The organism is Nocardia asteroides (assembly GCF_900637185.1).
GTDB lineage: Bacteria > Actinomycetota > Actinomycetes > Mycobacteriales > Mycobacteriaceae > Nocardia > Nocardia asteroides.
The window spans coordinates 3,400,546-3,416,136 of sequence record NZ_LR134352.1 but is presented as its reverse complement, the minus strand read 5'-3'; the positions used below and the strand labels follow the sequence as shown (position 1 = coordinate 3,416,136).

The window sequence follows — 15,591 nt, the reverse complement described above, 5'->3', positions numbered from 1 at the left end:
CGCCTCCTTACCGAGCCGTCACCGCGCAGGGAGTATTCCCCGGATTCCGCACCAGACTCACCCTACGCCGAATTGATTGCGCCGCCGCGGTACGGGCATACGCCGGACAAGACCATATCGGCGGAGCGCAAGGAGTATTCGCGATGCGAAATCGACTGCTCGACCACCGGGGCCCGCGATGCGCGTGATCCGCGCACCCGGGGTGTATCGACCCCAGGCCGACACCTGGATGCTGTGTCGCGCCCTCCGTGAACTGGCACCGGCGCACGGTGCGCGTGTCCTGGACGCGTGCGCAGGCACCGGGGCGCTGACCGTCGCCGCGGCCGCGGCCGGCGCGCACAGTCTCACCGCGATCGACCTGTCCCGGCGGGCCTTGCTGTCGACGTGGCTGAACTGCCGGCTGCGCGGCATCGCGGTGGATCTGCTGCACGGCGACTTCTCCGCCGCGCTGCACCTGCCGCGTTTCGACCTGGTGCTGGCCAACCCGCCCTATGTGCCCGCGGCCGCGTCCCGGCCGCGCGGCGCGGCGCTGGCCTGGGACGCCGGACCGGACGGGCGCAGCGTGCTCGACCGGCTCTGCGCGACCCTGCCCGATCTGCTCACCGAGCGCGGGGTGGGCCTGATCGTGCACTCCGCGATCAGCGACCCCGACCGGAGCCTGACCCAGCTGCGCGAGCGCGGGGTCGACGCCCAGGTGGTCGCCACGGGCACGGTGCCGTTCGGGCCCGTGCTCCGCGCCCGCGCCGGATGGCTCACCGGGCAGGGCTATCTCGCGCCCGGGCAACGTGACGAGGAATTGGTGGTGATCCGTGTCGACCGAACAGTGTCCCCCGTCGTCGGCGACCGGCGCTGATCCGCGCCGGGTCGTGCTGGTGGACGGCGGTCCGGCCCTCATCGACGGTCCCGTCGACCTGGTGACCGCCGACGGGACCGTGCTGCACTGCGACCGGTTCCGGGTGGCGCTGTGCCTGTGCCGCCGCTCGTCGATCTACCCCCTCTGCGACACCAGCCACCGGCGCAGGCACCGCCGTCGAGAGGAGACGTCATGAGCCACGCCGCCGTCGTCGCGCCACGCCGCGCGCTGCCGGTCCCCCGCGGCGACCTGTCGGCCGCGATCGTCGACGTGCTGGCCGGCACGCCCGGGGCGGCCGTGCCGGCCGGCACCGGCCTCGACCCCTACGGCGAAGACCTGCTCCTGGCCCTGCACACCTGCTACGAGCTGCACTATCAGGGCTTCGCCGGGGTCGACGAGGACTGGGAGTGGGATCCGGACCTGCTGCGGCTGCGCGCGGGCCTGGAGCGGGATCTGCTGGCGGCCCTGCGCGCCGACGTGCCCGGGGGCGACGATGTCACCGCCGAACTCGACCAGCTGCTCGAACCCGGCGACGACTCCGCGGGCATCGCCGGTTTCCTCGCCGACCGCGGCAGCGCGGACCACCTGCGCGAGTACTTCGTCCACCGCTCGATCTATCACCACATCGAGGCCGACCCCTACGCGTGGGTGATCCCCCGCCTGCGCGGGACGGCGAAGGCGGCGCTGGTGGCCGTGGAGTTCGACGAGTTCGGCGGCGGTCGCGGCGACCGGGTCCACGCGCAGCTGTACGCGGACCTGCTGGCAGGCGCCGGACTGGATCCGGGCTATCTGCACTATCTCGACCACGTGCCCGCGCCGATGCTGGCGCTGGTGGACATGATGTCGCTGTTCGGGCTGCACCGCGGTCTGCGCGCGGCCTCGGTGGGGCATTTCGCCTCGGTGGAGATCACCTCGTCGCCGGCCTCGCGCCGCCTCGCCGACATCACCGCCACCCTGCTGCCGCATCCCGCGTGTGCCGGCTTCTACCGCGAGCACGTCGAGGCCGACGCGGTGCACGAGCAGGTCATGCGCCGGGACGTGCTCGCCGAGGTGCTCGCGGCCGAACCCGAGGCGGCGGCCGACATCGTTTTCGGGATCCAGGCGACGAATCTGCTCGAGCAACGGTTCTCCGACCAGGTGCTGAGCTGCTGGGACACCGGGCGCTCCTCGCTGCTGCGGCCGCTGGGTCGGTCCGGGGACCTGGTCGCCTCCTCGATCGAGGGATAGCGGCCGAACAGCGGGCTCACCCTCGCCGTCACTGCACTGCCGGCTCCTCGCCCAGTGCCTGTTCGCGCAGGGAGCTCAGGGTGCGCGCCAGGATCCGGGAGATCTGCATCTGGGAGACCCCGAGCCGCCGGGCGATCTGGCTCTGCGTCATGTTCTCGTAGAACCGCATGATCAGAACCCGCCGGTCCGTGCTCGGCAGCGCGGCGATCAGCGGCCGCACCGCGTCGGCGTCCTCGGTGAGCTCGTAGCACGGCTCGTCGGCCCCGAGCGTGTCGGTGATCGGCTGGCTGGCGTTGTCACGATCGTCCTCGGTGATCCCGTCGATCGAGTTGGTCTGATACCCGTTGCTCGCCACCAGCGTGCGGGTGACCTCGAGCAGGTCCACGTCCAGTTCGGTCGCCAGTTCCTGCGCGTTGGGCAGGCGGCCCAGCCGCTGCGACAGTTCCTCGGTGGCCGGTCCGATCCGCAACTGGAGTTCCTTGAGCCGGCGCGGGACGTGCACGGCCCAGGTGTGGTCGCGGAAATGCCTGCGCACCTCGCCCATGATGGTGGGGATCGCGAAGGACAGGAACGAATAGCCCCGGGTCACGTCGTATCGGTCGACGGCCAGGACGAGCCCGACCCGGGCCGTCTGCTCCAGATCGTCGAACTGCTCGCCGCGACCGGTGAACTTGCGGGCGATGTGATCGGCCAGCGGTAGGCACAGCCCGATCACCTCGGCCCGGATGGTCTCGTGATGTGGATCGTCCGGCGGGAGTGCCCGCAACTTCTCGAACCACGGTTCGATGTTGTCGTAGCTGTCACCGCGGGATTGGGACCGCCGTGCGGTCGAATGATCTGCTGTTGCTGTTTCCCCTGTCATCGCCACGTGCCTCGCTTCCGGGCGTTGTCGGATGTCCTTCGGGTACCCAGCGCCGACTCGGCTATGTGTGGGCTTCGCGGATTCTCAGGAAGCGGCGCGCCGGATCCAGCCGAATTCGACGGTCGTCGGGTAGCCGCCGCGGAAGGGGTCGAAGTCGCCGTAGCGGGTGCTCAGCGCGTCGGTCAGGGTGGCCACGACATGCCAGCCGAAGGCGTCCTCGTCGATGGCGTCCGGCGTGGCGGCCAGCGTGCTGACGCGGGCGCCGAGCGCGCCGTCCCGGCCGGTGAAGGCGCAGTCGATCAGCGAATCCGGGGTCGCGATCAGCACCAGGGCGGTCACCACCTCGTCCAGCGCCAGCAGCAGATCGGTGACCTCGTCGAGCGCGAATCCCTCGACGAGCAGGACGGTTTCGGCGAGCGCGTGCGCCATGGTCAACTGGTCCAGTTCCGCCGGGATCTGAAATCCGACGGTCCGTGATCGCGGCACGATTTCGCGTTGCTCGTCCTGCACGCCGCCTCCTCATGCACCTGCACCGAATGGCCGAAGGGTACTCGGCCGCCGGCTCACTTCGGGTCGTTGCCGGTCGACTCCGGTTGATCCGGTGGTTGCTTGCCGCGCCTGCGGAACAGCAGCACCACCGCGACGACACAGACCAGAGCGACGATCGCAAGGAGTTCCATATCCGGCGCGTACCCCGGCCGCTCGTGGCCAATCGGTGTTTGCCGAACGGATAACGCGGTAGTCGCACCGGGACGGCAGTCGTCGATACGGAGGGATTCGCTCATGGGATTTCCCGAACAACAGCAGAAAGTGCCGGGTATCCAGGCACAGATGTCACCGGTCCCCGATTGCGGGGAACACAGCTACCGCGGCTCGGGGAAATTGACCGGTAAGGCGGCGATCGTCACCGGCGCCGACAGCGGGATCGGCCGCGCGGTGGCGATCGCGTTCGCCCGCGAGGGCGCCGACGTGCTGATCTCCTATCTCGACGAGGACGAGGACGCTCAGGAGGTGGCCCGCTGGGTGACCGAGGCCGGGCGCCGGGCGGTCCTGGCACCCGGCGATCTGTCCGACCCGGCGCACTGCCGGGCGCTGGTGGCGCGGGCGGTCGAGGAATTCGGCACCATCGACGTGCTGGTGAGCAATGCCGCTTATCAGATGACGCACACCGACCTGGACGAGATCAGCGACGAGGAATTCGATTACACCTTCGCGGTGAATGTCGGTGCCTATTTCCGGCTCGTCAAGGCGGCGCTGCCGCATATGCGACCCGGGTCCTCGATCATCGGCAGTTCGTCGGTGAATTCCGATATGCCCAATCCGACGCTGGCGCCGTACGCGGCGACCAAGGCCGCCATCGCGAATCTGTCGGCCAGCCTGGCCCAGCTGCTGGGTGAGAAGGGCATCCGGGTGAACAGCGTCGCGCCCGGCCCGATCTGGACACCGCTGATCCCGTCCACCATGCCACCGGAGAAGGTGGCCGATTTCGGTGACAACGTGCCGCTGGGCCGGGCCGGTCAGCCCGCCGAACTCGCGGCCGCCTACGTGCTGCTCGCGGCCGACGACGGCAGCTACATCTCCGGTGCCCGGCTGGCGGTCACCGGCGGCAAACCCATCCTCTGAGCCTCTCGAAGGGATACGACCCATGACCGACAACGAGGTGCCCGCGGAATTCACCCGCCCGTCCGAACCGCCCGACGAGAACCCGGACCGGCCCTGCGAACAGGCGGGTCCCGGCCCCGATCAGGAGGGGCCGGCGCTGCGCGGGCCGACCGGAGCGCCGATCCCCGGTGACGCGAGTCTGCGCGCCCAGCAGGGCGGCGCCCTGACCACCGCGCAGGGACTCGGTGTCGCCGACACCGACCACGCGCTGAAGGCGGGCCCGCGCGGGCCGGTGCTGCTGCAGGACATCCACCTGCGCGAGAAGATCACCCACTTCGACCACGAGCGCATTCCGGAGCGGGTCGTGCACGCGCGCGGCGCGGGCGCGCACGGCGTCTTCGTCGCCACCGGCGCCGCCGCCTCGCTGACCCGGGCCCGGTTCCTCGCCGCCGACGCCAGGACGCCGGTGTTCGTGCGCTTCTCCACCGTGCTCGGCTCGCGCGGTTCGGCCGACACCGTCCGCGACACCCGCGGCTTCGCGGTGAAGTTCTACACCGACGAGGGCGTCTACGACCTGGTGGGCAACAACATCCCGGTCTTCTTCATCCAGGAGGCGGTGAAGTTCCCCGACATCATCCACGCCGGAAAACCGCAGCAGGACAGGGAGATTCCGCAGGCGCAGTCGGCCCACGACACGTTCTGGGACTTCGTCACCCTGCACACCGAGGCGACCGCGCACACCTTCTGGAGCATGTCGGACCGGGCGTTGCCGCGCTCGCTGCGGATGATGGAGGGCTTCGGCATCCACACCTTCCGCCTGGTCGCCGCCGACGGGACCACCTCGCTGGTGAAGTTCCACTGGAAGCCCCGGCTCGGCGTGCATTCGATGCTGTGGGAGGAAACCCAGCTCACCGCGGGCTTCGACCCCGACTTCCATCGCCGGGACCTGGCCGACACGATCGAGGCGGGCATCGCGCCGGAATGGGATCTGGGCATCCAGGTCTTCCCGGACACCCCCGAGCATCTGTTCGAGGGCATCGATCTGCTGGATCCGACCAAGATCGTGCCCGAGGAGATCGCGCCGGTCCAGGTGATCGGCACGCTGCGGCTCACCGCGAATCCGGTGAACTTCTTCGCCGAGACCGAACAGGTCGCGTTCTGCCCGAGTCACCTGGTGCCCGGCATCGAGGTCACCGACGATCCGCTGTTGCAGGGCCGGTTGTTCTCCTACCTCGACACCCAGATCAGCAGGCTCGGCGGCCCCAATTTCGCCCAGCTGCCGATCAATACACCGCACACCGCGGTGAACGACATGTTCCGCGACGGCATGCACCAGACCGCCGTGCATCCGGGAATCGGTCCCTACAAACCGAATTCGACCGCGGGCGGCTGTCCCTTCGCGGCGAGCATGGCCGGCGAGGCCTATGTCGAGTCGCCGACGCCGATCCCGCCGCCCACCGCCAAGCTGCGGACCTCGGCGAACAGCCCCGAGGCGGTGTCCTTCGCCGATCACTACTCGCAGCCGCGCATGTTCTACCGCAGCCTCACCCCCGGTGAGCGGCAGCATCTGGCCGACGCGTTCGCCTTCGAACTCGGCAAGTGCACCGACACCACGATCCGGGAACGCGGCCTGCAGATGCTGGCCAATGTCGACGAGCCGCTGGCCGACTACGTCGCCGAACAGCTCGGGCTCACCGCGCCCGCGCCGAACGCCGACCGGGTCGATCTCGCGCCGAGTCCCGCGCTGTCGCAGCGGCAGGGAACCTTCCCCGTCGACGGCCGGACCGTGGCCGTGCTGATCGACGACACCGCCACCGCCGCGGCGGTCGGCGAGGTGATCGCGGCGCTCACCGAGGCCCGGGTGCGGCCGCTGCTGGTCGCCGCGCGCGGCGGTGTCGTCGAGGACGACGCGGACCTGATGGTGGACCGCACCTTCGCCACCATGCGCTCGGTCGAATTCGACGGCCTGATCCTGCTGGGCGGCCCGATCGACCCCCGGGTCGATCTGCTGGTCGAGGAGATGTGGCGGCACGGCAAGGCGATCGCGGCGGTCGGCACCGCGGCGTCGGTCCTGCAGCGCACCGGCGTCGACGCGGAGGCCCCCGGTGTGACGGTGGCCGATGCGGACGCGGCCACCACGGGCGTGCTCACCGATCTGGCACAGCACCGTGCCTGGGAGCGGATCGAGGCGGCGTCCTGAACCCGGGAAAGTCCCGCGGCCCCCGTTTCGGGGCCGCGGGGGCGGGCATCACGGGGATGTGGGGATCGGCCGACCGGATGCATACGGCGCCGATGTTTCCACTCGTTTCGGAAGCCGGCGTCGACACCGGCACACCGCGGGCGCGAGCCGAGGCGCACGGCCGCGACGCCAACGGCGTCGTCGCGGCAGGCGCGCCCGGCTCGCACCGCGGACCCGAAGATTGGGAGGCCCACCGATGAGTACCGAGATCGGCGACCAGATCCTGGCGCGCCTGCGGGATTGGGGCGTGGACCAGGTCTTCGGTTATCCCGGCGACGGGATCGGCGGCCTGATCGCGGCGTTCGGCCGGGCGGACGCGCCGGTCTTCGTCCAGACCAGGCACGAGGAGATGGCCGCGTTCGCCGCCACCGGCTACGCGAAGTTCAGCGACCGGATCGGGGTGTGCGCCGCCACGTCGGGACCGGGCGCTATCCACCTGCTCAACGGTCTGTACGACGCGAAACTCGATCATGTGCCGGTGCTGGCCCTGGTCGGGCAGACGGCCCGGTCTGCGCGCGGGCTGGACTATCAGCAGGAGGTGGACCTGCAGAGCCTGTTCAAAGACGTCGCCTCCGCCTTCCTGGTGGAGGTCGACGTCGCCGAACAGCTGCCCGCCGCCGTGGATCGCGCGATCCGCACGGCGCTGGCGCGGCGGGCGCCGACCGTGGTCATCGTGCCCGCGGACCTGCAACACGAACAGTCCCATCCGCCCGCCGCGGTGCCGGGCCAGGCGGTGCCGAGTCCGCCCGGCACCGACAGCACCTCCTCGCTGCTCCCGCCCGACGAGGAGATCGCGCGGGCCGCGGCGATCCTCGACGCCACCTACCGGCCAGCCATCCTGATCGGGCAGGGCGCGCGCGGTGCCGCCGCCGAGATCGTCGCGCTGGCCGACCGGCTCGGCGCGGGCGTGGCCAAAGCACTGCTCGGCAAGGACGTGCTGCCCGACGATCTGCCGTTCGTGACCGGCTCGATCGGGCTGCTCGGGACCCGGCCGAGCTACGAGCTGATGCGCGACTGCGACGTGCTGCTGATCGTCGGCTCGAACTTCCCGTACGCGCAGTTCCTGCCGGAACCGGGCCGGGCCAGGGCGATCCAGATCGACGTCGACGGATCCCGGATCGGCATGCGCTACCCCACCGAGGTCAACCTGATCGGCGACGCGGCGACCACGGTGGCCGCGCTCACCACCCTCGTCTCGGACCGGCGTGATCCCAGCTGGCGCGACCAGATCGAGACGAACGTCGCGGCCTGGTGGGACACGCTGGGCCGGCAGGCGATGCTCGACGCCGACCCGGTCAACCCGCTGCGGGTGGTGTGGGAACTGTCCGATCGACTGCCCGACAACGCGATCGTGACCGCCGATTCGGGCTCCTCCACCACCTGGTACGCGCGCTGTCTGCGGCTGCGTCACGGCATGCGGGCCTCGCTGTCGGGCACGCTGGCCTCGATGGGGTCGGCGGTGCCGTACGCGATCGGCGCGAAGTTCGCGCACCCGGACCGGCCGGTGGTGGCGCTGGTCGGCGACGGCGCCATGCAGATGAACGGGCTCGCCGAACTGCTCACCATCCGCCGGTACGCGGCCCGCTGGGCCGACCGGCGGCTGGTGGTGTGCGTGTTCCACAACAACGACCTCAACCAGGTCACCTGGGAACTGCGGGCTATGTCCGGATCACCGAAAGTTCCTGCCTCGCAAGATCTTCCGGATATCTCCTACGCCGCGGTCGCGCGCGAGGCCGGCCTCGGCGGCGAGACCGTGCTCGACCCCGCCCGGCTCGGCCCGGCCTGGGACGCGGCCCTGCGCGCGGACGGGCCGGTCCTGCTCGATGTGCACTGCGACCCCGGTATTCCGCCCATTCCCCCCCACGTCACCCGTGATCAGCTCGGCCACACCGCCCAGGCGCTGCTGCACGGCGACCCGGAGGCCTGGCACCTGGTCCGCCAGGGTGTCCGCGCCAAGGCACAGGAATTCCTGCGCTGACCCGACCTCAGGAAGGTGATCACCATGCCCGTCGAACTCACCCAACCGCCGCCGCAGCCCCCGTTCCCGCCGGGACCCGACCCCGATCCGGTCCCGCCCCAGCCCAGCGACCCGGTGCCGACCCCACCGGATCCGAACCCGAATCCGGAACCGTTCCCGCCGGTACCGACGCCGAAGCCGCCGCTGCCGGGTCCGTCGGCACAGCAGCACTAGTCCGTCCGAGGAGGTCGACCGCAATGGACCACAGCTCCGCCCCCCTGCTCGCCGCCGTCGCCGAATATCACGCGCTCGGCCGCTACGGTTTCACCCCGCCCGGACATCGGCAGGGCCGCGGCGTCGACGACCGGGTGCTCAGCGCCCTGGGCGCCGACGCCTTCCGCAGCGACATCCTGGCCGCGCCCGGCCTGGACGACCGGCTGGCCCGCCACGGGGTGCTCACCGAGGCCGAGGAGCTGATGGCCGACGCCGTCGGCGCCGACGCCGCGTTCTTCTCCACCTGCGGCAGCTCGCTGTCGGTGAAGGCGGCCATGATGGCCGTCGCCGGGCACGACGGCGGCCTGCTGGTGGCCAGGGACAGCCACAAATCCATCGTGGCCGGGCTGATCTTCTCCGGGGTGCGGCCGTACTGGATCTCCCCGCGCTGGGACGCCGAGCGGCACTTCTCGCATCCGCCGTCACCGGAGGAGGTCGAGCAGGCCTGGCGCGAGCATCCCGACGCGGCGGGGGCGCTGATCGTCAGCCCCAGCCCGTACGGCACCTGCGCCGACATCAGGGGTATCGCGCAGGTCTGTCATGCCAGGGGCAAGCCGCTCATCGTCGACGAGGCCTGGGGCGCGCACCTGCCCTTCCACGAGAAGCTGCCGACCTGGGCCATGGACGTGGGCGCCGACGTGTGTGTGGTGAGCGTGCACAAGATGGGCATGGGCTTCGAACAGGGCTCGGTGTTCCACCTGCAGGGCGACCTGGTGGACCCGGTCCACCTGCGCAGCTGCGCCGACCTGCTGATGACCACCAGCCCCAACGTGCTGATCTACGCCGCCCTCGACGGCTGGCGCAGGCAGATGGTCGAATTCGGCCACGACCTGCTCGACGGCGCGCTGAGCGCGGCCCGGCGGGCCAGGGCGGGGCTGTCGGAGATCAACGGCCTCACCGTCATGCACGACGAGCTGCTCGGCGTGGAAGCCTCCCACGATCTGGACATGCTGCAGGTACTGGTCGACGTCTCCGCCACCGGCGCGAGCGGCTACGACGCCGCGGACTGGCTGCGCGCGCACCGCAACATCGACCTCGGTCTCAGCGATCATCGCCGGGTGCTGGCCACGGTGTCCACCGCCGACGACGGCCTCACCGTGGACGGGCTCGTCGACGCGCTCGCGCTGTGGCGAGCCGGGCTCGGCGACCCGACGCCGCCGCGGATCAGCCTGCCCACTCCCGAGGACCTGCAACAGGAGTCGGTGATGCTGCCGCGTGACGCGTTCTTCGGGCCGTCCGAGGTGGTGCCCGTCGACAAGGCCGCCGGCCGGATCGCCGCCGAACAGCTCACCCCGTACCCGCCCGGCATCCCCGTGGTGGTCCCGGGTGAACGGATCGGCGCGGCGGTCGTCGACTATCTGCGCACCGGCATCGCCGCGGGCCTGAACGTGCCCGACGCCGACGACCCCCGGCTGCACACCCTGCGCGTCGTCCGCGAGAACTGACCTCCCGAAAGGAATTCCCCATGGCCACACGGCTGCACGCGCTCGCCCTGGTCTGCTCGCTGAAAGCATCCCCCGCCGCGTCGAGCAGTGCGCTGATCGCCGATCAGGTGCTCGCCGAGCTGGCCACCCACGACGTGGACGGCCGCTCGGTGCGGATCGCCGACTTCGACATCAGACCGGGGGTGAGTGTCGACGAGGGCGACGGCGACCAGTGGCCCGACATCCGGCGCAGCGTCCTCGACGCCGACATCGTGCTGCTCGCGACCCCCACCTGGATGGGTCACCTGTCCTCGGTCGCGCAACGCGTTCTCGAACGGCTCGACGCCGAACTGTCCACCACCGACAGCGCGGGCAGGCCCGCCCTGTTCGGCAAGGTCGGCATCGCCGCCATCGTCGGCAACGAGGACGGCGCGCACAAGATCGCCGCCGACACCTTCCAAGCCTTCGACGACATCGGTTTCACCATCCCCGCCCAGGGTTGCACCTACTGGAACGGGGAGGCGATGGGCGGCGTCGACTACAACGACCTCCCCGAGACACCGGACGCGGTCCGCGCGGCGACCGCGACGATGGCGGCCAATGCCGCCCATCTCGCGAATCTGCTGCGCGCGCAGAACTATCCGGTGCCGTGATCGGCGGGCGGGTCCTCGTGCGCGGTGAGCAGGACGTGGTCGAGGCGGGTGCGCAGGCCCACGTCGGCGCCGCCGACCGTGGGCAGGGCGCCCACCACCCGTTCGGCGATCGTCCGTAGTTTGACGTTGGTCTCCTGGGAGCGCCAGCGCAGCACCCGGAACGCCTGGTCGGCGTCGATCGCGTAGGCGACCATCAGCGCGCCCTTGGCCTGCTCGATCACCACCCGCGCCTCGAGCAGGGTGGGCAAGGCGGCGTCGATGGCCTCGCGCCGGTATTCGGCGGCGGTCCCGGACACGTCGATGTAGTAGCCCTCGGTGCCGATCACCGTCCCGTCCGCGTCCGTGATGTGCTCGGAGACGACGAGCACGTCACGCAGGCGGCCCGCGGTGTCGATGATCCGGTGATGGCTGGAGAAGGTGGCGCCGTGGTCCATCGAGGTGAGCACCTCGGCGACCCGGTCCCGGTCGTCGGGATGCTTGTGCGACAGCAACATGGCGGTGGTCGGCACCGTGCCGGGCGGATAGCCGTGCATGGCCGCGACTTCGTCGGACCATTCCCAGCGGTGCGTCGCGAACAGGTAGCGGAACCGGCCGACCGCGAGGGTGTCGCCCATACCGATCACCTGCCCGACCAGCGCACGCCCGGCGGTCGACGTGTCGTTCTGTTCGGTCATGCCCATGATTATTCACCGCCGCGGTGACGGCCACGCGCCTGGTTGAAACCGCGCGGAACGGCTATGGCCGGAATACCAGAGTCCTCGCCGATCCGCCGGAAAGCAGGTGGTCATCATGGCCGGTCGCACTACGCACGGCGCGACGATGCCGTCCGACATCACGAGCCGGATCTCCCTGTTCGACCGCTTCGCCACGGCGGCCAGCGCCTTCGCGTCCAAGGCGTGGTTCTTCGCCGCCTGCCTGGCCATGGTGCTGCTGTGGGCGCCGTCGGTGTTCCTGTTCCCCAGCGTCGACACCTGGCAGCTGGTGATCAACACCGCGACCACGATCGTCACCTTCCTGCTGGTCGCCCTGCTGCAGAACACCCAGGCCCGCTCCGACGAGGCGCTGCAGCAGAAGCTCAACGCCATCGCCGAAGGCCTGCACGGACTGATGACCAAGCTCGCCGCCGACTATCCGGGCCTGGACGACGAGCGGACCGAACTCGCCGACGCGGTCGGCCTCGAGGACCGCGAAGGCAGCGGCTGACCGCCCGTGATTGAGCGTTTCGGGCGGGGGTAGTGCGATCATGTGGCCGCTTCGGCGCCCACGTGATCGCACGCTTCGGCGAAAGGTGGTCCGCGATGAGCGCCGGCATCGACCAGCTGCTGCACACCCTGACGTTGGTGGTCAACACCTTGCACGACAAGGGGGTCCGGTTCGCGGTGGGTGGTGGTTGCGCGGTCTGGGCCCGCGGCGGGCCCGAGTCCGATCACGACGTCGACGTCTTCGTGCGCCCGGAGGACGCGGCGGCGGCCAGGACGGCACTGGTGGGCGCCGGGCTCCGGGCCGCCGACCCGGTGGAGAACTGGCTGACCAAGGCCTACCACGGCGACATCCTCGTCGACATCATCTTCCGCACCAACCACCGCACCGTCGACGACGCCCTGCTGGCGCGCGCCGAGGTGATGCGCGTCGGCCCGGCGGTCGCGCCGGTCCTGACCGGCACCGACCTGATGGTCGACAAGCTGATGGTGCTCGACGCGCATCGCCTCGACCTCACCGCGCTGCTGGCCGCGGCCAGAGCGCTGCGCGAGCAGGTCGACTGGGCGCAGGTGCGCCGCGAGTGCGCCGGATCCCCGTACGCCCGGGCGTTCCTGAGCCTGGTCGCCGACCTCGGCATCCACGAACCGCTCGCCGCGGCCGTGCCCGCGCCGCACGAACCGCCGCAATATCTCGTCGCGAATCTGCGCCGCGCGTTCGCCGAGGATCCGCGCACCGCGACGATGGGCGTGCACGTGACCCTGCGCGGCGAGGTGCTGGTGCTGACCGGCGAGGTCGGCGACGAACAGAGCAGGGAGGCGCTGGAAACGGTGCTGCGGGAACGGGTCGGGTCGCTGCGGGTGCACAACGACGTCCGGGTCAACCGGCCGGGCGCGCCCACGACCCCGGAAGTGCTGAGGTGATGACCACCATGCGGATCGCCGCCGTCGGAGACGTGCATCTGAGCGCCGACTGCCGGGGCAGGCTGCGCCCGCAGCTCGCCGATCTGGCCGAGCACGCGGACGTACTGCTGCTGGCCGGTGACCTCACCCGCGTCGGCACCATGGACGAGGCCAAGACCGTCGCCGCGGAATTCGGCGAGCTGGACGTCCCGGTCGTCGCCGTGCTCGGCAACCACGACTATCACAGCGACCAGGCCGAGAAGATGACCGAGCTGCTCACCGAACACGGCATCACCGTGCTGGAAGGCTCGGCCGTCGCCTTCACCATCGGCGACCGGACCCTGGGCATCGCCGGCACCAAGGGCTTCGGCGGCGGCTTCGCCGGCAAGTGCGCGAGCGCCTTCGGCGAACCGCAGATGCGCGAGTTCGCCGAGCACTCCGTCGAGCTGGCCGACCGGTTGCGGACGGCGCTGAGCGAACTGCGCACCGACGTGACGGTCGCGCTGACGCACTACTCGCCGGTGTCGGACACCCTGCACGGCGAGCCACCCGAGATCTATCCGTTCCTCGGGTCCTACCTGCTGGGCGAGGCGATCGACGCGTGCGGCGCCGACCTGGCGATCCACGGGCACGCGCACGCGGGCACCGAACGCGGCACCACCCCGGGCGGGATCCGGGTGCGCAATGTGGCGCAGCCGGTGATCGGCACGGAGTACGCCGTCTACGATCTCGCGCCGCGGGACCTGGTGTTTCCGGGTGCCGCGACCGGGTAAACGCCCGGAGAACGAGACCCGATCCGAGACGAGGAGGTATCGGTCATGCCGCAGCAGGCGTGGAGCGACAAGCGCGAACGGCAGTACAAGCACATCAAGGAGTCGCAGGAGGAACGCGGCGTCGGCGAGGACAGGGCCGAGGAGATCGCCGCGCGCACCGTCAACAAGGAACGGGCCCGCAAGGGCGAGTCGAAGACCTCGAGCAAGCTGTCCCGGACGGACATGTCCTCGGGTAAGCGCGGCGGTCAGCGCGCGCACCGCAAGGGACCGCGTGGCCTGACCCGCGACCAGCTCTACGAAGAGGCCAAGGATCGCAATATCGAGGGCCGCTCGAAGATGAACAAGAAGCAGCTCGCGCACGCGCTCGGCAAGGACTGAGCGCGCGCCTTCACAGCTTGCGCACGCCGCGCACCACCGCCGCGAAGGAAGCCGACGTGCGCATCCCCGTGCTCAGCCGGGGATGGCAACCGCCGAGATCGACCAGCACCGGATAGCTGAGGCCGTGGTCGCGGCGCTCGGCGAGCTGGTCGAGCACCTCGGCGGGAGTACCCGCCAGGAGGTAGTCGCGCAGCAGGCCAAGGGGCGCGCGTCGCCCGTGGGCCAGCGCGGTGGCCTCGTCGATGGTCTGCGGCAGGATGTCCTGCGCGCCCGTGAACGCCGGCCCCATCGGATGCTCGACGCCGTGCTTCGCCCAGGTCTGCGCCGAGGCCGTCAGGGCGTAGGCGCGAACCGCCGCCGAGTCGAGGATCTCCTCGACGATCGCGGGCGTGCGGGCGGTGACCACGAACAGCCAGGCGGCCGCGCGTACCGACGCCGGGTCGCGCCCGGCGTCGGCGGCGACGCCTCGGATGGTGTCGAGTTTGGCGCGGTAGTCGGCCGGGGTGGTCGTGAAGGCGGGCATCCACGCGTCGGCGTAGCGGCCGGTGATCCGCAGCATCCGCGGGCCGTGCGCGCCCATCCACAGCTCCGGCCGGGTTCCTCGATACGGCGGCAGCGCGAACACCGCGTCCCGCAGCGGGAAGAACTCCGAATCGCGGGAGATCGGCTCGCCGTGCGAATCCCACAGTGCCCGGATCGTCGCGATCGCCTCTTCGAATCGCGCCACCGGGCGCTGCCAGTCGACACCGTAGGGCGCGTTGTTCTCCCGTTCGCCCGGCCCGATCCCGAGAATCGCGCGCCCCCGGGTGAGCAGGTGCAGGGTCGCGGCGGCCTGCGCGGTGACCGCCGGATGCCTGCGGCCGGTGTCGGTGACACCCACGCCCAAGCGGAGCCCGCGCCATCGGTTCTTGGCCGCGGCGTAGCCGAGCATCGTCCACGGTTCGAAATAGGCGTCGGCATGCGGAACGACCCTGGCCCCGCCGAGGTGCGCGGGCCGCCAGATCGAGGCCGGGAACAGGCCGATCAGATGGTCGACGGTCCACAGTGAATCGGCGCCGGTCATGGCCGCGAGGACGCGCGCGTTGCGCTGCGTGAAGTCCGGTATCCCCCGGCTGCGCAGGCTCGGGTCGGCGATCCCGGCCCGCATGCCGCCGCGCGTGCGCCTCACCGCGCCGCGCCCGGGGTGATCGTCTGCCGTTCGGTCATCGCGCACCCTTCTCCGGCCGGACCGAGCAGGAATGCCTCCCCGAG

At 70.8% G+C, this 15,591-nt stretch carries 18 protein-coding genes; 13 read left to right on the top strand and 5 right to left on the bottom strand.

Annotation, left to right across the window (positions count from 1 at the left end):
- Positions 1-178 precede the first annotated feature (178 nt).
- Genes EL493_RS15995 through EL493_RS15985 form a run of 3 tightly spaced genes read left to right on the top strand, consistent with a single transcriptional unit; the run spans position 179 to position 2,080 of the window.
- Positions 179-853 carry a HemK2/MTQ2 family protein methyltransferase gene (locus tag EL493_RS15995; protein ID WP_019050386.1) on the top strand — a complete coding sequence of 225 codons (675 nt, stop codon included), beginning with the start codon at positions 179-181 and terminating at the stop codon, positions 851-853.
- Positions 810-1,049, top strand: a complete 240-nt coding sequence (locus tag EL493_RS15990; protein WP_030203123.1) for a CDGSH iron-sulfur domain-containing protein — start codon at positions 810-812, stop codon at positions 1,047-1,049. Before EL493_RS15995 ends, EL493_RS15990 begins: the two co-directional genes overlap by 44 nt.
- Positions 1,046-2,080 carry an iron-containing redox enzyme family protein gene (locus EL493_RS15985; protein ID WP_019050384.1) on the top strand — a complete coding sequence of 345 codons (1,035 nt, stop codon included), beginning with the start codon at positions 1,046-1,048 and terminating at the stop codon, positions 2,078-2,080. Before EL493_RS15990 ends, EL493_RS15985 begins: the two co-directional genes overlap by 4 nt.
- A gap of 28 nt (positions 2,081-2,108) precedes the next feature.
- Here the strand turns inward: EL493_RS15985 and EL493_RS15980 are convergent, their stop codons facing one another.
- The 3 genes from EL493_RS15980 to EL493_RS15970 form a co-directional block, all read right to left on the bottom strand.
- Positions 2,109-2,942, bottom strand: a complete 834-nt coding sequence (locus EL493_RS15980; protein ID WP_051719560.1) for a SigB/SigF/SigG family RNA polymerase sigma factor — start codon at positions 2,940-2,942, stop codon at positions 2,109-2,111.
- Positions 2,943-3,026: 84 nt separating this feature from the next.
- Complete coding sequence (locus EL493_RS15975; RefSeq protein WP_019050382.1) at positions 3,027-3,452, bottom strand: ATP-binding protein; 426 nt, start codon at positions 3,450-3,452, stop codon at positions 3,027-3,029.
- Between the two features lie 53 nt (positions 3,453-3,505).
- Entirely contained in the window at positions 3,506-3,727 is a 222-nt protein-coding gene (locus tag EL493_RS15970; RefSeq protein WP_022565724.1) for a hypothetical protein, read from the bottom strand.
- Between EL493_RS15970 and EL493_RS15965 the strand changes: the two genes are divergently transcribed.
- From EL493_RS15965 to EL493_RS15940, 6 genes are all read left to right on the top strand, one after another.
- A complete protein-coding gene (locus EL493_RS15965; RefSeq protein ID WP_019050380.1) occupies positions 3,726-4,565 on the top strand; it encodes a glucose 1-dehydrogenase in 840 nt (279 codons plus the stop codon). The two genes, EL493_RS15970 and EL493_RS15965, sit on opposite strands and share 2 nt — an antisense overlap.
- A gap of 22 nt (positions 4,566-4,587) precedes the next feature.
- A complete protein-coding gene (locus EL493_RS15960) occupies positions 4,588-6,744 on the top strand; it encodes a catalase (RefSeq protein WP_019050379.1) in 2,157 nt (718 codons plus the stop codon).
- Positions 6,745-6,979: 235 nt separating this feature from the next.
- The gene (locus EL493_RS15955) at positions 6,980-8,761 is read left to right on the top strand and encodes a thiamine pyrophosphate-requiring protein (protein WP_019050378.1); all 1,782 of its coding nucleotides are present in this window, start codon (positions 6,980-6,982) and stop codon (positions 8,759-8,761) included.
- Between the two features lie 24 nt (positions 8,762-8,785).
- Positions 8,786-8,974 (top strand): hypothetical protein, encoded by a 189-nt coding sequence (locus tag EL493_RS15950; RefSeq protein ID WP_022565725.1) that lies wholly within the window; start codon positions 8,786-8,788, stop codon positions 8,972-8,974.
- Positions 8,975-8,997: 23 nt separating this feature from the next.
- Positions 8,998-10,458, top strand: a complete 1,461-nt coding sequence (locus EL493_RS15945; RefSeq protein ID WP_019050376.1) for an aminotransferase class I/II-fold pyridoxal phosphate-dependent enzyme — start codon at positions 8,998-9,000, stop codon at positions 10,456-10,458.
- Between the two features lie 20 nt (positions 10,459-10,478).
- The gene (locus EL493_RS15940; RefSeq protein ID WP_019050375.1) at positions 10,479-11,090 is read left to right on the top strand and encodes a flavodoxin family protein; all 612 of its coding nucleotides are present in this window, start codon (positions 10,479-10,481) and stop codon (positions 11,088-11,090) included.
- Here EL493_RS15940 and EL493_RS15935 read toward each other — a convergent pair.
- A complete protein-coding gene (locus tag EL493_RS15935) occupies positions 11,075-11,764 on the bottom strand; it encodes a PAS and ANTAR domain-containing protein (protein ID WP_019050374.1) in 690 nt (229 codons plus the stop codon). The two genes, EL493_RS15940 and EL493_RS15935, sit on opposite strands and share 16 nt — an antisense overlap.
- A gap of 115 nt (positions 11,765-11,879) precedes the next feature.
- Between EL493_RS15935 and EL493_RS15930 the strand changes: the two genes are divergently transcribed.
- The 4 genes from EL493_RS15930 to EL493_RS15915 all read left to right on the top strand — a co-directional run bounded on the left by EL493_RS15930 (position 11,880) and on the right by EL493_RS15915 (position 14,340).
- Positions 11,880-12,293, top strand: coding sequence for a low affinity iron permease family protein (locus EL493_RS15930; protein WP_022565727.1), 414 nt, complete (start codon positions 11,880-11,882; stop codon positions 12,291-12,293).
- Between the two features lie 95 nt (positions 12,294-12,388).
- Positions 12,389-13,210, top strand: coding sequence for a nucleotidyltransferase family protein (locus EL493_RS15925; protein ID WP_019050372.1), 822 nt, complete (start codon positions 12,389-12,391; stop codon positions 13,208-13,210).
- Positions 13,211-13,218: 8 nt separating this feature from the next.
- On the top strand, positions 13,219-13,962 hold the full coding sequence (locus EL493_RS15920) for a metallophosphoesterase family protein (protein WP_030203129.1): 744 nt from the start codon (positions 13,219-13,221) through the stop codon (positions 13,960-13,962).
- Positions 13,963-14,007: 45 nt separating this feature from the next.
- Positions 14,008-14,340, top strand: a complete 333-nt coding sequence (locus EL493_RS15915) for a hypothetical protein (protein WP_019050370.1) — start codon at positions 14,008-14,010, stop codon at positions 14,338-14,340.
- Between the two features lie 10 nt (positions 14,341-14,350).
- Here the strand turns inward: EL493_RS15915 and EL493_RS15910 are convergent, their stop codons facing one another.
- Positions 14,351-15,487: an LLM class flavin-dependent oxidoreductase gene (locus EL493_RS15910; RefSeq protein ID WP_022565728.1), complete on the bottom strand. Its 1,137-nt coding sequence runs from the start codon at positions 15,485-15,487 to the stop codon at positions 14,351-14,353.
- Between the last annotated feature and the right edge of the window lie 104 nt (positions 15,488-15,591).

Excerpts from the sequence above, each read along its gene's own strand:
- EL493_RS15995 (WP_019050386.1), top strand. The coding sequence starts at position 179 with ATGCGCGTGATCCGCGCACCCGGGGTGTATCGACCCCAGGCCGACACC.
- EL493_RS15985 (WP_019050384.1), top strand. The coding sequence starts at position 1,046 with ATGAGCCACGCCGCCGTCGTCGCGCCACGCCGCGCGCTGCCGGTCCCC.
- EL493_RS15980 (WP_051719560.1), bottom strand. The coding sequence starts at position 2,942 with ATGACAGGGGAAACAGCAACAGCAGATCATTCGACCGCACGGCGGTCC.
- EL493_RS15965 (WP_019050380.1), top strand. The coding sequence starts at position 3,726 with ATGGGATTTCCCGAACAACAGCAGAAAGTGCCGGGTATCCAGGCACAG.
- EL493_RS15970 (WP_022565724.1), bottom strand. The coding sequence starts at position 3,727 with ATGAGCGAATCCCTCCGTATCGACGACTGCCGTCCCGGTGCGACTACC.
- EL493_RS15960 (WP_019050379.1), top strand. The coding sequence starts at position 4,588 with ATGACCGACAACGAGGTGCCCGCGGAATTCACCCGCCCGTCCGAACCG.
- EL493_RS15955 (WP_019050378.1), top strand. The coding sequence starts at position 6,980 with ATGAGTACCGAGATCGGCGACCAGATCCTGGCGCGCCTGCGGGATTGG.
- EL493_RS15950 (WP_022565725.1), top strand. The coding sequence starts at position 8,786 with ATGCCCGTCGAACTCACCCAACCGCCGCCGCAGCCCCCGTTCCCGCCG.
- EL493_RS15945 (WP_019050376.1), top strand. The coding sequence starts at position 8,998 with ATGGACCACAGCTCCGCCCCCCTGCTCGCCGCCGTCGCCGAATATCAC.
- EL493_RS15940 (WP_019050375.1), top strand. The coding sequence starts at position 10,479 with ATGGCCACACGGCTGCACGCGCTCGCCCTGGTCTGCTCGCTGAAAGCA.
- EL493_RS15935 (WP_019050374.1), bottom strand. The coding sequence starts at position 11,764 with ATGACCGAACAGAACGACACGTCGACCGCCGGGCGTGCGCTGGTCGGG.
- EL493_RS15930 (WP_022565727.1), top strand. The coding sequence starts at position 11,880 with ATGGCCGGTCGCACTACGCACGGCGCGACGATGCCGTCCGACATCACG.
- EL493_RS15925 (WP_019050372.1), top strand. The coding sequence starts at position 12,389 with ATGAGCGCCGGCATCGACCAGCTGCTGCACACCCTGACGTTGGTGGTC.
- EL493_RS15920 (WP_030203129.1), top strand. The coding sequence starts at position 13,219 with ATGCGGATCGCCGCCGTCGGAGACGTGCATCTGAGCGCCGACTGCCGG.
- EL493_RS15915 (WP_019050370.1), top strand. The coding sequence starts at position 14,008 with ATGCCGCAGCAGGCGTGGAGCGACAAGCGCGAACGGCAGTACAAGCAC.
- EL493_RS15910 (WP_022565728.1), bottom strand. The coding sequence starts at position 15,487 with ATGCGGGCCGGGATCGCCGACCCGAGCCTGCGCAGCCGGGGGATACCG.